The 13,712-nt window shown below is 40.6% G+C and carries 10 protein-coding genes; 3 read left to right on the forward strand and 7 right to left on the reverse strand.

The genetic code is table 11. The features are described 5' to 3' along the window. Positions 1-44: 44 nt before the first annotated feature. The 4 genes from FTU91_RS06620 to cxpE all read right to left on the reverse strand — a co-directional run bounded on the left by FTU91_RS06620 (position 45) and on the right by cxpE (position 6,341). Positions 45-2,462, reverse strand: coding sequence for a CSLREA domain-containing protein (locus FTU91_RS06620; RefSeq protein WP_180081491.1), 2,418 nt, complete (start codon positions 2,460-2,462; stop codon positions 45-47). 17 nt (positions 2,463-2,479) lie between these two features. Then, complete coding sequence (gene rbtA / locus FTU91_RS06625; RefSeq protein WP_180081493.1) at positions 2,480-4,282, reverse strand: rhombotarget A; 1,803 nt, start codon at positions 4,280-4,282, stop codon at positions 2,480-2,482. A gap of 118 nt (positions 4,283-4,400) precedes the next feature. Beyond that, on the reverse strand, positions 4,401-5,105 hold the full coding sequence (gene hda / locus FTU91_RS06630) for a DnaA regulatory inactivator Hda (protein ID WP_086196191.1): 705 nt from the start codon (positions 5,103-5,105) through the stop codon (positions 4,401-4,403). Between the two features lie 15 nt (positions 5,106-5,120). Then, positions 5,121-6,341 (reverse strand): chloramphenicol efflux transporter CxpE, encoded by a 1,221-nt coding sequence (cxpE, locus tag FTU91_RS06635; RefSeq protein ID WP_180042195.1) that lies wholly within the window; start codon positions 6,339-6,341, stop codon positions 5,121-5,123. Positions 6,342-6,475: 134 nt separating this feature from the next. On the opposite strand from cxpE, the gene purM reads away from it, so the two are divergent. Both purM and purN read left to right on the forward strand, forming a co-directional pair. Further along, positions 6,476-7,543 (forward strand): phosphoribosylformylglycinamidine cyclo-ligase, encoded by a 1,068-nt coding sequence (gene purM, locus FTU91_RS06640; protein ID WP_086196193.1) that lies wholly within the window; start codon positions 6,476-6,478, stop codon positions 7,541-7,543. 9 nt (positions 7,544-7,552) lie between these two features. Next, positions 7,553-8,182, forward strand: a complete 630-nt coding sequence (gene purN / locus FTU91_RS06645; protein WP_086196194.1) for a phosphoribosylglycinamide formyltransferase — start codon at positions 7,553-7,555, stop codon at positions 8,180-8,182. A gap of 79 nt (positions 8,183-8,261) precedes the next feature. Here purN and FTU91_RS06650 read toward each other — a convergent pair whose 3' ends face one another. After that, entirely contained in the window at positions 8,262-9,065 is an 804-nt protein-coding gene (locus FTU91_RS06650) for an alpha/beta fold hydrolase (protein WP_180081495.1), read from the reverse strand. Then, a complete protein-coding gene (sppA, locus tag FTU91_RS06655) occupies positions 9,062-10,087 on the reverse strand; it encodes a signal peptide peptidase SppA (protein ID WP_180081497.1) in 1,026 nt (341 codons plus the stop codon). The genes FTU91_RS06650 and sppA overlap by 4 nt, the downstream gene beginning before the upstream one ends. 131 nt (positions 10,088-10,218) lie before the next feature. On the opposite strand from sppA, the gene FTU91_RS06660 reads away from it, so the two are divergent. Next, positions 10,219-11,202: a lysophospholipid acyltransferase family protein gene (locus FTU91_RS06660; protein WP_086196197.1), complete on the forward strand. Its 984-nt coding sequence runs from the start codon at positions 10,219-10,221 to the stop codon at positions 11,200-11,202. 7 nt (positions 11,203-11,209) lie between these two features. On the opposite strand, the gene FTU91_RS06665 is transcribed toward FTU91_RS06660, so the two are convergent. After that, the gene (locus tag FTU91_RS06665; RefSeq protein WP_180081499.1) at positions 11,210-13,657 is read right to left on the reverse strand and encodes a DNA internalization-related competence protein ComEC/Rec2; all 2,448 of its coding nucleotides are present in this window, start codon (positions 13,655-13,657) and stop codon (positions 11,210-11,212) included. Positions 13,658-13,712 lie beyond the last annotated feature (55 nt).

The raw sequence follows: 13,712 nt of genomic DNA on the forward strand, positions 1-13,712 counted from the left end.
AAAAATTAAAATCAAAAAAGCCGCTGAAGTCAGCGGCTTTTTTATTATTTCATTCGATAACGTCGATATAAAGTTAAACCTAGAATAGCAAATACACCATATACTCCAAATGCCCCACCACCACTCGATGATGAATTGGTATTTTGGACAGTGTTGTTCAGATAAATAGTGGCAGTATTTGATCCCAATCCCTCAGCATCATATATTTTATAAGTCACCGGATAATCGAATTGACTGAGATTATTCTTAACTGCAAAATGCAATTTTCCACCATAACATATATTACTGGCATCAGTACCCGGACAAGGACCCTGGCGTTCTGCCGTCATAGTCAACCCAGCTGGTAACTTCTCAATTTGGATTGGAATCTCTTGTCCTTGTTTATTTTGGTAAAATGCCGGTTTTGCTGCAGCTACAGTAGAAGTCAGGCCATCACCATTATCATGGTCATTTTCCAGAGGATTAACGGTTACTTCCAGATTAGAACTTGAACTAATAGAATAAATATCATCCTTTGCAACAGGAGTAATATTTACAAAACTGGCCTGTAAAATACCTGAAGACTGCTTGGCTTCACCACCCTTTTCTTTAAGCGTGTATTTACAATAGGCATAATCAGCAGTATTAAGCAATTCACCACTTGTACGATAGATCATGATCTGTTTGAAATCTGCATTCCATTCGCATTTTAAGTCATCTAGTTCACCTTTTAGCACAGCATTACCATCGGTTACGGTGAGTGTACCAATGCCATAAGGCTCAACCTCAACAGTATAGTTATCGGCATTTAAACTCTTGATGCGATAGTCTTCACCTGATGTATCACTTACCTGCTCTTCTGCAGGAATCGCCAGTACAAATGGGTCAAAATAAATAGCACGGTATTTTTGGTGCTGCTTGGTATATTTCAACAGATTTTCGTATTGAGCTAATTCCTCTTTGAAATCATTGATTCCGGTTGAGTTTTTAACTCCTTCATCAATTAATGCCTTAAGTTCATCAATATTGGACTGATAAAATTCCAGTAAACTAATAATCGAGCTATTTTTTAAATCTGTAATATCTATAGCGGATAAATTCATACGTTCAACCGAACCGATATCGCAACTATTCTTTTTGCTTGGTTCAAGTTGTAAAACTGTATCTAAAAAACGGCTTAAACCGCGTTGATCATAATCACTACAACCTGAACGATTGACATCAATTAAATCTGCCGCACTTTGATTATCTCTTGGATAATATAAAGGCAAGAACATATTATATGCTGATGATTCCGTCATCTTAGACAGTAAGCTAGAAAAACTGGTGCTAGAGACATCTAAATTTTTCGAACTTTCAACCGTGGACTCTAAAGTAATTTTAGGTAACACACATTGATCTGTTCCTGATGCCAAGTTCAAGGCATTATTGCTTGCAACAAAAATCATTTTTTCACTCGGAACACCATTAACCGAGTTATAACGACAGGATTTATCCGAATTATTAAAAGCCAGAATATTGAATGCGAAAACTTTGCTGCCCGATTGATCATATAAAAAGGTGCTGTATGCTGAATTTTCTACGATCGTATTACTAATGGCGGTTAAAGTTGAATAAGGACTAAAACGATCTAAACCGTCACTCACTGCCCGTAAAATACTACCGCTACTTGAGTTTGCTATATTTTGTGCAATCGTATTCGCAGATAAGTTTACCTTTGCAACACCACAAAAATCTAATGCACTCGCACTGGCGATCGAACCATTCTGAATAATACTGCTTTGAGCAATGGTCACCGCAGGTTTGGTATCTCCCAGATTGCCGTAACAGTCCATTGCAATAACACTGCCTTTATTGGCCTGATTCCCTTGAATTAAGCTGTTACTTATCTTGACTTCTTTTTCAATATTTTGCGCAATATTATAAATTGCACCCCCTGCAATATCCGCTTTCGAATTTAGAATTGCACCCTTATTGAAGCTTAAAGCCCCACCGAGTAATAATGCCCCACCCCGACCATTTTCAGCATAACCTTTTTCAAGTTGAATATCATTTAGCGTTAGACTGGTTTCACTAATACTGGTATTAAAAATTCTTGAACGATTTTCACCGCTAATAATAGTTTTTATCTGTTCAAATGCAGGATATTTTTGTGTCAGTTTATCTTTTTCATCATAGTTAAAACGTGAAACGCCACTAATCACCAAAGCCGATTCCGGCACGAGTTCTGAACTTAATTTATATGTACCGGCATCTAATTGAATTTTATCTGCTACACCATTAAGCGTATTTCCAGCTGTACACCCCCCATAACCTATATTTTTTTTCGCAGTAATGATTGCTTCACGCAATGAACATGCATTACTGTTTTCACCATTTTCGTCTGCAAACGTCGTGACCTTAATGATTTTATCCTCCGCTGCCATTAATGACATAGCAGATAAAACCATAATGCAGAGCAATCCTTTTTTATAATTGTGCATTACTTTTTCCTACTTTTTTATTTCTTATAATGACGCAGACCAATCAGACCTAATAAAGCCAATACATTCAACAGCCCAAAAGCACCACCTGATGTTTTGACGCTCTTGCTATCCATAGCATTACTTTGCTCTTGCACCATATTTGCACTAAGCACCAGATATTTTTTATTTTCATTAAAACGCGTAGAAGATGTAACGACACGCAGTTCAAAAATATCTGCACCGCGCCAACTACCATTTGGCGTGTAAACCAAATTACCATCAATATCTAAAGTCAGTGAACCTTTGCTCTCCGTTAAAGTTTGATCAACATATACACAGCCATCTTGCCATTGTTCACCATTGGGATGTTTGCCCAATAGCGCTTCACATTTTTCTTTCGGATATAAGTCACTGTCACCCAAGTATTGCAAGATATTGATTTTCGCTATTTCTCCAACTTTTAAGTCCTGACCAATACGTGCAATGGTCGTGGGTACAATAATCTCAATAGCACCGCGGTCACACCAGCTGTTATCAGTGGTTCTGCTCTTATCGCGCTGATCTAATCCTTCACAAATCACCTGAACATGCTCAGTATCTGAATCAACTCGCCCTTTATTTAAAATGAGCGTGTCAAACATGTTATTTGCACTAAATAAAATACGTGGCCGTATATATCCTAAAAAGGTATCTTTTGCTGTTGCATAAGGACAAAGTAAGGCTTCTTGGTCTGCAATGAGTGATTTACAACTGCCCTCGCTACTGTCTCCTGCAAAAAGTTTATTGCCAGTCCAAAATTCATTCGGATAATTGGCATCACCACTTCTACATTCAGAAGTAACCAAGTTATTTTGCAAAATACTTTTATCATCACTACTAAATTGGCAATTATTATTTGTTCCATTTGGATTACCAATCACAATACTGTTAGCCATATAGCCTTGAGCATTTGGTGCTTCAAACTGCACACCTGCAGTATTTGCAACAATAGTCAGATTATTTAAGCCTATTCCATCCCGAATATTAACAGCATAGCCTGTGTTATTCACAAAGGTACTGTTGGTAATCATATTTATCTTAGAAGGAAAGGTCAGTTTAGAGGGGTCTAGAATATTCTTTTCACTAAAAATGTTGGCAGTACCCGAAGTGGTTTTATTATTTTTAAAAACAACATTCGTGATGGTGAAATTTGGACGTTGACTGTATAAAATACCACCACTCATCGCTTCGTTATTTTCAATCAGACTGTTGCTAATCGATACACGGCTACTATATACATCGGCATCAGTATTCTCACCTACGTTATAAATAGCTCCTCCTAAACGCGCTATTCCTCCCGTGAGTTTTACATACTTTAAGACCAAGTTTTCATTATTATATAAAATACCGCCGCGATCGGCACAGACACTCTTTTGACAACCTTCAAAACTGACTTCTTGTATGTTTACTATAACGCGTTCTTTGACATTATCATCAATATTAAAAACCTGATCTTGGCCTGTCATACGAATAATGGCGTTATTTAAACCGTCAACAGCTGTGTCACTAACATTGGTTTCATAATAAGTTTTCAAATTAAGTGCTGATGTAATATTAATTTTACTTGTCAGCGTATAGACTTTTAATTTATCTAGCAGAATAGTCGAGGTAGAGTTTTCTCCTCCACAGCCATAAAAACCTTCTTTCGGCAACCCCAAATTAACGTATTCTATTGCTTCACGTAATGAGCATTCCTTGTCATCTTTTTTAGTATCTTCAGTCGTGTTTACGATAATATCTGCACTATAAGCATGTCCTGCAAAGCATAACATCCCTATACCTATGCTCCGTTTGAGCATATTAGTCTCCTTATATTCTTTAATTTTTTTTATTCTTTAGTTGCAACATCCCTGCAACATCGAACTATTTTGCTGTACTTTGTCACAGCTTGAGTAATTACTCAAGATTTTTTATTTTTTACCGATATTCATCGATCAAGGCATAAATTTGTCTTAAATTCGCATGACTAATCTTAGTTTTCTCACCTTTTAATAGCTGAATAAGCTGTTCCAAAGTTTGCAGTAAAACCGAAGTCTGATGAGGCCCATGAGCCAATAAATAATCAATAATCTGCTGGTCAATATGAATTCCCCGACGCGATAACACCGAGTTCACCAATGCATAACGGTCAGCATATAAACTCCCTGAGGGTACCTTGACACTGACTGCCTGAGTCAGGCGGGACTGTAAATCCGGAAGTTCAAGTTTCAATTCAATCGGGGCCATACGGGAAGAAAAAACCAGCTGTCCACCACCTTCATTATTGTAATTAATTAAATGAAAAACTGCTTTTTGCCAATGTGGAACACCGCTGATCGCTTCGATATCATCCAGTGCAACCAGATCATATTGATCTAATGAGCTAATCGCTTCAGTAGGCGCATCCAGCAATTCAAGCAGTGAAACCTGAATTGCAGACTTGCCTATTTCCAGATAAGAATCACAAATAGCAGAAAGCAAATGACTCTTGCCGGATCCTGCACCACCATAGACATAAAAGCGGTTCATTAAACCGGCATGGAGTTGTCGAACTGCATCGATTACATGCCCCCATCCCGGCCCAGAAAAATCACTAATTCTGGCGTCCAGTTGAGGTTCAATATCGAGTTGCAGTTGACGCATATATGGGTTTTAACCTTAAGGTTCTTTATTATCTATCGATTCAATCTTACTCGATTTTTCAGTCTCTTGCAGATTTTTTGCAGGATGATTTTTGACTTCAATATCAATATCAATCTGTTCGCTTTCAATTGAAACCGATCCTATATCAGTGTTCTCTATCACCACTTGAGGGTGCCCGTAAACACGGCTCTTTTCATAATACTCTCGTGCATGACGTAGCAGTACGACAATGACGGCGGCTACAGGCAAGGCAATCAGCATTCCCAAGAAACCTGCAAGCTGGGCACCTGCCAATACTGCAAACACTACAGCAACTGGTGATAGGCCAATTTTATCACCTAACAAGAAAGGTTGCAGAATATAACCTTCTACCATCTGCCCCACCATGAAAACCACAACCACCAAGGCAAGATGGGTCCAGTCCAGACCAAATTGAAATAGTGTGGCGATTACAGCGGCAATGATTCCCACAGCAAAACCCAGATAAGGAATAATACTGGACAGACCTGCAATCATGCCGATAATCAGACCGACTTCAAGCCCAATCATTTGCAAACCCACTGCATAGACCACGCCCAGCAAAAACATCACCAAAAATTGACCTTTAACAAAAGCACCTAAAACACTGTGACATTCACTGACAATCTTCAAAGTTGCCTTTTCATAAGGACGCGGAATCAATCTACGGAAACTGTCCAGCATGCGCTCCCAATCCAGCAGGAAATAGAAGGCAATAATTGGAATTAATATTATTGTTCCACCAATTTGAATAAAATTCAGACCAGACTGGGCAACCTTCAGCACGACTGCCTGAATACTGTCTGCACTGTAATTGGTTTGAATGTAATCCATAATGGCCGAGGACATCTGCTCGGTGTCTATTTCCATCGGCACCAGATTAAATGTATGCGACAACCACGGCAGGAAAGTATAGTTCACCCAGTGCATACCTGCAGGAATACTGGTTTTGGCATACATTAGCTGTTTCCAGACCAGTGGAACCAGATACCACATTGCCCAAGTCAATACGACCCCAATCCCTATAAACACCACACTAATCGACACCCAGCGCGGCAAACCGATACGATGTAACTTATCTACTAAAGGACTAAACAGATAGGCAATTAAAAATGCCCCGATGAAAGGTAATACTACCGGTTTAAGCAGATACAGAACCCAAAGGATAAATGCGATTGCTGCAAGTATAAAAATGCGTCGTGAAGTGCGATCGACCATAGAAACTCGCCTTTTTTCGGTTTATTTGTTCTAGACAGTAAAATATTTTAATAAAGATAGCATTTTAGCGCATAAATAACATAAGAGTTTCGTATATTCGGGTATAATCGCGGCGCGAATGCGGAGACTTCATTATGAGCAACTCAACTTCCCCTAACACTGGTTTAAGCTATAAAGATGCGGGTGTCGACATTGAAGCGGGCGACTTACTCGTCGATCGTATCAAATCTGTCGCAAAACGTACTTCTCGCCCTGAAGTCATGGGCGGACTAGGCGGCTTTGGCGCACTTTGTAAAATCCCTAAAGGTTATGAAGAACCTGTTCTCGTATCTGGCACAGATGGTGTTGGTACAAAATTACGTTTGGCATTGAATTTGAACCGTCATGACACAATTGGTCAGGACCTGGTGGCAATGTGTGTCAACGATCTTCTTGTATGTGGTGCAGAACCATTATTCTTCCTCGACTACTATGCAACAGGTCACTTGAATGTTGATGTTGCAGCAAATGTAGTAACAGGTATTGGTGCGGGTTGTGAGCTTGCAGGCTGTGCACTTGTAGGCGGTGAAACTGCCGAAATGCCAGGCATGTATGAAGGCGAAGACTATGACCTTGCAGGTTTCTGCGTAGGTGTAGTTGAGCAAAGCAAAATTATTGATGGCTCTAAAGTTAAAGCGGGTGACGTTTTAGTGGGTGTTGCATCTTCAGGTGCACATTCAAATGGTTACTCTCTTCTTCGTAAAATTCTTGACGTGAAAAACGTTGACCTCACTCAAATTGTTGACGGTCGTCCACTTGCAGATGCTGCAATGGAACCAACACGTATTTATGTGAAGCCAATTCTTGAATTGCTTAAACAAGTTGATGTTCACGCGATGGCACACATCACGGGTGGCGGTTTGCCAGGTAACTTACCTCGCGTACTTCCAAACGGTGCTCAAGCAGTGATTAATGAATCTTCTTGGCAATGGCCTGAACTGTTCAAACTTCTTCAAAAAGAAGGTGGTGTTGAACAATTTGAGATGTACCGCACATTCAACTGTGGCGTAGGTATGGTACTTGCTGTTGATGCAGCAGATGCTGACAAAACTGTTGAGTTGCTAAACCAGCTTGGCGAAAAAGCATGGACCATGGGTCATATCGTCGACAATGCTGAATCTGTTGAAGGTGCAGACGAAAAAATTCGTGTAGTTTTTGCATAAGTACTTCGCATGATTAAAATTGCTGTCCTTGTTTCAGGGAGTGGAAGTAACCTGCAGGCCCTGATTGATGCCAATCTCTCAGGTCAAATTGTCGGGGTCATTTCCAACAAACCTGAAGCATATGCTTTAGAACGTGCTGCAAAAGCGGGCATTCAAACTACCGTTATTGAACACAAGCAATATCCTAACCGTGAAGCCTTTGATGATGTCATGCATCAGCAATTGCTGGATTGGGATGTTGATTTGGTGATACTTGCAGGCTTTATGCGCATCCTGAGTGCCAAATTTGTCAAAGCCTGGGAAGGGAAAATGCTCAACATTCACCCTTCCCTGCTGCCGTACTACAAAGGTATGCATACCCATCAACGTGTACTTAACACCGGTGATGTACTGCATGGCTGTACGGTTCACTATGTCACTGCCGAACTGGATGCAGGTCAGGCTTTGGCTCAAGGTGTGTTGAAAGTGAATCTGCATGACAACGTTAGCAGTCTTGCCAACCGTGTGCATGTACTTGAACATGTCATTTACCCGCAAGTGGTGGAATGGATCTGTAATGGAACCATTCAGCATACTGAACAGGGTGTATTGTATCGAGGTCAGACAATGAAAGAGCCGGTGCAATTCTGCAAGTTTTAAAGAATATTAACGTATAAAAAACGCATCCGGGGATGCGTTTTTTATGGCTTGTTTTTTTATTTATGAGCTGACACAGAAATTATACCGGCTGCGGTTGAATCAATTGTTTAATTAATTCTACAGTCTCTAGCGGTTTTTCAAGTGGAAACATATGACTTCCCGGAACAACCGTATAGGGAATTCCAAACTTCTTTTTCGCAATTTGCGGAAAGCCCCGCTCAATAAATGGCCCTTGTTCCGCCATCAGCAGCTGGACAGGCACTTGAGGTTTTGGCTGTGGCAGCCACCATAATGATGGATTGGTTCTAAAAATATTCACCTCATCCATTTTGGAAATGGTCAACTCCACCCCGCCTCGCACCTTATCTTCCGTTAAAGCATGATCGATATAGGCCTGGAAACAGCTTTCATCAAAATGTTGATAAAAGCCTTTGGGACGAAGCAATTCAGCTGCTTGTTCACGACTGTCCCAATGATCTCTGCGACGTAAGGACAAAGAAGCCGGCGACATTTTATCTACGGCTTTCAGCTTTAAAGTTTTGGCCACGTGCAAAGCAAAGGCGTCTTTCCCCATAATTAAAGGCGGATCAATCATAATGACCTGCTCAAACAGTTCAGGACGTTTTAAGGCTGCCTGAAAAGTCAGCACTGCCCCCAAAGAATGACCAAGGCCAATGACTTTGCTGCCATTAGCCTGGCGCACAATACTGTCAACCACTTGATTGGTCAGACTGTGCCAGTGATTGTCTATGGGATAGCGCTTGTCGGGACCCAGTAAAGGCACATAAATAATGTCATATTCATCTTTCAGTCCATCAAACAGCTTTTGATAAACTTTCGACGGCACGCCATTGGCGTGTGCAAAGTGGATTACTGGTTTCATTGCAGTTTTGTCGTTTGTTCAGATTGGACTTGCTGTGAAATAGAGCTGGCAAAACCCTGTCCAATTGAACTTCCCATACGTCCTAGTACTGAATCGAAAGGATTATATTCAATGGTATAATTTACTGCTTTTTCCAGTTTCAGTTCTCGTTTCAAACTATTTAAACTGCCGGTACGGTCTGCAATGCCCAATTTCACTGCCTGTTCACCTGTCCAGAACAAACCTGAGAAAATTGCAGGATCAGTCGACTTCAATTTTTTACCACGGCCTTGTTTTACGGCATTGATAAAATGGTCGTGCACATTATCCAGCACTCCTTGTACATGAGCCTTTTGTGTAGCATCTACTGGCTGAGTCATTGATAAAAGTGCCTTGTTCTCACCAGATGTCATGGTACGGTCTTCAACACCTAACTTTTGCATCAAACCATTCACGCCATAGTTCGGCATAATCACACCAATAGAGCCAACCAGACTCGAAGGATTAACAATGATTTCATCCGCAGCAGAAGCAATATAATAAGCACCTGAAGCACCAGTATCACCAATAATGGCATACAGCTTTTTATCTGCATGGGCTTTTTTCAAATACTGAATTTCTTGCCAGATTTCATCCGATTGCACAGGTGAACCACCAGGGGAATTAATATTTAAAACCACTGCTTTACTTTGCTTATTTTCAAAGGCTTTCTTGAGTGCTTTGATTGTATCGTTACTATTCACGCTTTGCTTGTCTGCAGCAATGGTGCCAATAATGTCGACCACGGCAATATGTGAACTGGTGGTCGCCGTTGGATCTGCCGTGGATGTACTGCAGCTTTTAGCCAGTAACACCAAAATAAAAAGAATATAAGCAAAGGTGAGAAATTTAAAAAAGATTCCCCAACGGCGCGCACGGCGCTGTTCTTCTACAGAGGCTAAAACGGCTTTTTCTAAAATATGCCATTCTTTGCCAGTTATATTTTGCGAATTATGTTGTGTATTTTGAATTTCATTTTCTGGTTTTGGTGGCCAATCGGACATGGAAAACGATCCACTGTTAAGTTAAATTAGAGTCATTATATACACTGATCGGGTTAAATCTGTCTAAATTATCTGTTTTCCCTTATAATAAATTTATCTTTTCCATTCCTGATGCAATTGACAATATAACAATGACCGATCGAAGCTCCCAGAATACAACTTATCGTCTTTTGCAATTTATTAGCCGACAACCTATTCAAATTTCTCGATTTATAGCGCGTGGTTTAGCTGGTCTGGTCAATACTCTTAAAATTTCCAAAACGTCAGAAACCATTCAATTGAATTTAAATATTGCGCTGCCTGAACTGAGCGATACGGAGCGGGAAAAAATTACGGCTCAAGCCATCCGTAATGAGCTGATCTCTTATTTTGAATTTTTCAGTATCTGGGGTTCAAGCAATGAGGCCAATCTGGCGCGCATTCATAAAGTGCATGGTAAGCAGCTGCTGCTGGATGCACTCGCAGCAAACAAAGGTGTGGTTTTAATTGTTCCGCATTTTGGTACATGGGAAATCATGAATGCCTATATTGCCCAATTTACCAAAATGACCATCATGTATAAGCCAGTCAAAAATGAGGCGGCCGATCAGTTCGTTCGTAAGGCTCGCAGTCGCGAACAGGCAACATTGGTACCTACCGATGAATCCGGAGTTCGCCAGATTTTCAAGGCCTTAAAGCAAGGTGGAACAACGGTAATTTTGCCAGACCATACACCCAATGTTGGCGGTGAAATGATTCCTTATTTTGGACTGCCTTTGGCCACCAGTAATTTAAGTGCCAAACTGATTCAAAAAACCAAAGCCAAAACATTATTTTTGTATGCACTGCGTAATGATGATCAGGGCTTTGATTTACATTTTGAAGCAATTGATGAACGTATTTATTCGGTTGATACCAATCAAGGCACAGGTATTATTTTTCAAGCCATTGAAAACCTGATCCGTCGTTATCCTGAACATTACCATTGGAGCTATAAACGCTTTAAAGCCAATCCTGAATTGGATGGACTGTATTATCTCAATAAAACAGAGGCCTTAGCACTGGTCGAAAAAGTCCGTGCTGAGACCGCAGACCAAAATACAATGTTTCCAGTAGAAAATGATCAGGTCATATAATCAGGCCTTATGATTTAAGCTTTACTGCTTCACGTTTTAACCATAGCTTTTGTTCACGTGCATAATGTAATTGCATTTGTCCATTGGCCTGTCTGCTAAATTGAATGCTGCCCTGCTGTACTGTGCTCAATACAGGAATATCCAGCTGCTGTAAACGCTGCAACGTCATTTTACTGGGATGTCCATAACGATTGTTAAAGCCAGCCGAAGCGATCACGATTTTTGGTTTTAATTGCTTTAAAAAAGTATAGGCTGAACTGTGCCGACTACCATGATGCCCCAAAACCAGCACATCAACCTTTAAGTCTGGATAATCCTGCAGAATTTGATATTCCGTTCGCCAACCGGCATCTCCCATCAGCAAAAAATTTCGATAGGGTTGGGCATTTTTCACCTGCACATAAACCACGCAGGACATTTCGTTTTGATCAGTTTTGGCATTTGCCAAATTCTCTGCTTTGGGTGATAACACGGTTATGTTCATCCCATCATTCCACGACCATTGCTGCCCTTGATGACAATAATCAAACTGGCTACTATCGGGAATGGGAACTTGCTCATTTGAATAAACATACTTAATGGGTAAATCCTGTTTAATCGATGCATACGCCCCGCTATGATCCTGATCTAAATGAGTCAAAATCAGCTGATCTAATTGATCCACACCCTTCACCGATAAAAAGGGCAAAATAATTTGTTTGCCGATACTGAATTTAGCTTCATTATAATTACCACCAGTATCAATCATCATGGTCTGGTCTTGATCCCGAATAAAAATTGCCTGCCCTTGTCCAACATCCAATACATTTAGTTCGAATTGATTTTTACTGGCATCAAGACCAATTAAAGGAATAAAACACAATATGGACCAGGTTTTAGGTAACACAGCACGCGGTAAAAACAGGATTATCAAGCCTAGACATAAACTCAGCCACACGGCAAATGTCATCGCAATCGCCTGTAATGTCGGGGCAAACAGCCCATCTAAAAGTTGCAGCAACCACAACAAAGCAGCAAGACACAGATCGTTGATTTGAAAAACCAGGCTACCCAAAGGTTCAGCAATGAAATAGCACAACGCTGCGATCACATCTAAGGGAACAATCACCAGACCAATCCATGGAATGGCGAATAAATTGCTCAATGGCGTAATCCATGCAATCTGTTTAAAAAACAGCATCATCAGTGGAAATAAAGCCAAAAATATTTTCCACTGCGATTCGATTAAAAGTTTTAATTGTATTTTTATATATTGCATTTTGGTCTTTAGCTGATCCGCCCCCCTTTGCTGCACGGTCTGGTAAATGCGTAGTAACACAAAGCATGCACCATAGGACAGCCAGAACGCAGCCGATAAAATACTAAAAGGATCAAAAATTAATAGAATAGAGGCACTAGAAAGCAAAATATTAAATGGCCGAACCTTTTGCTTGAATAAGATAAATGCACTGATCAACAAGCAGCTCAACAGCGTTCTCAATGCCGGAATTTCAAAGCCGACAAATGCACAGTACAGTACTACGCTGGCGCAAAAAGGCCAGATCAGCAGATATTGCTTTGGCCATTTCAAATAGAGTTGTGGTCGATCATGACGAATGAGCTGATGCAGCCCCCAACACAGCAGTACAGCAAAAATCAGCACATGTGGACCCGATATGGCCAGTAAATGGCTCATACCAAAGCGCTGAAATAGTTGCTCGGTTTCTGTATCCAGTAAACTTTTATCCCCGGTCAATAAAGCCAGCATCAAACCTTCATGCTGCACGGGCTGCTGATGAATAAAATTGCGTAATGCCAAACGCTGCTGCTCAACCCAGAGTTGCATCTGACTGGAAACAGAAGCTTGTTGTTTTAGGTATTGTTCATACCCTAAAGCATAAACCTCTTGTTCTGTCAGCTTGTGTATTGATGAAACTTTAAATCCAGACATGATATTTTGCTGGATATACCATTGCTCCTGATCAAAGGCACCCTCAGTAGCATAGCTATGCGCAGGCAGGATTTGTCCCTGCAAACGGTAATATTGACCTAACTCAAGTACTGAAGATGAACTTGAATCTGCTGCATGTTTTAAAAACACCTGCCATTGCACCACTTCTGTATGGCGATTCAATACCTGAATTTTTTGCTGGATGGTCTGATCGCCTAATTCATTGATGTGTTTAATATAGACAATCACTTCAACCTGTTCAGTCTGCTGCTCCCGATGCTGTAAACGCTCGCTCAGTTGATGATTGGCATAACTATAGCCAAGTGTGATCCCCAGACTCAGCCCAATACAGCACTGTAAAAATTTAAAAGATAGAGCATGAATCTGTTTTAAAACAGTCAGCTTTAAAAGAAGAGTCAGGATGAAAAGAGCGCTACACGGAAGGAGTAAAGACTGCAAGATCGGAAGAGTTTTTCCCATTATTGCAATACCCAGCACCCAGCCGATACAGATGATTTGAATCATTGTGATTATAATTTTTTTTATTTTAGGCAATATTAAAGCCCACCGCAGTGAGCTT

Origin of the sequence: Acinetobacter sp. YH12201, from assembly GCF_013418145.1 — a bacterium.
GTDB lineage: Bacteria > Pseudomonadota > Gammaproteobacteria > Pseudomonadales > Moraxellaceae > Acinetobacter.

Excerpts from the sequence above, each read along its gene's own strand:
- rbtA (WP_180081493.1), bottom strand. The coding sequence starts at position 4,282 with ATGCTCAAACGGAGCATAGGTATAGGGATGTTATGCTTTGCAGGACAT.
- cxpE (WP_180042195.1), bottom strand. The coding sequence starts at position 6,341 with ATGGTCGATCGCACTTCACGACGCATTTTTATACTTGCAGCAATCGCA.
- sppA (WP_180081497.1), bottom strand. The coding sequence starts at position 10,087 with ATGTCCGATTGGCCACCAAAACCAGAAAATGAAATTCAAAATACACAA.
- hda (WP_086196191.1), bottom strand. The coding sequence starts at position 5,105 with ATGCGTCAACTGCAACTCGATATTGAACCTCAACTGGACGCCAGAATT.
- FTU91_RS06660 (WP_086196197.1), top strand. The coding sequence starts at position 10,219 with ATGACCGATCGAAGCTCCCAGAATACAACTTATCGTCTTTTGCAATTT.
- purM (WP_086196193.1), top strand. The coding sequence starts at position 6,476 with ATGAGCAACTCAACTTCCCCTAACACTGGTTTAAGCTATAAAGATGCG.
- FTU91_RS06650 (WP_180081495.1), bottom strand. The coding sequence starts at position 9,065 with ATGAAACCAGTAATCCACTTTGCACACGCCAATGGCGTGCCGTCGAAA.
- FTU91_RS06665 (WP_180081499.1), bottom strand. The coding sequence starts at position 13,657 with ATGATTCAAATCATCTGTATCGGCTGGGTGCTGGGTATTGCAATAATG.
- FTU91_RS06620 (WP_180081491.1), bottom strand. The coding sequence starts at position 2,462 with ATGCACAATTATAAAAAAGGATTGCTCTGCATTATGGTTTTATCTGCT.
- purN (WP_086196194.1), top strand. The coding sequence starts at position 7,553 with ATGATTAAAATTGCTGTCCTTGTTTCAGGGAGTGGAAGTAACCTGCAG.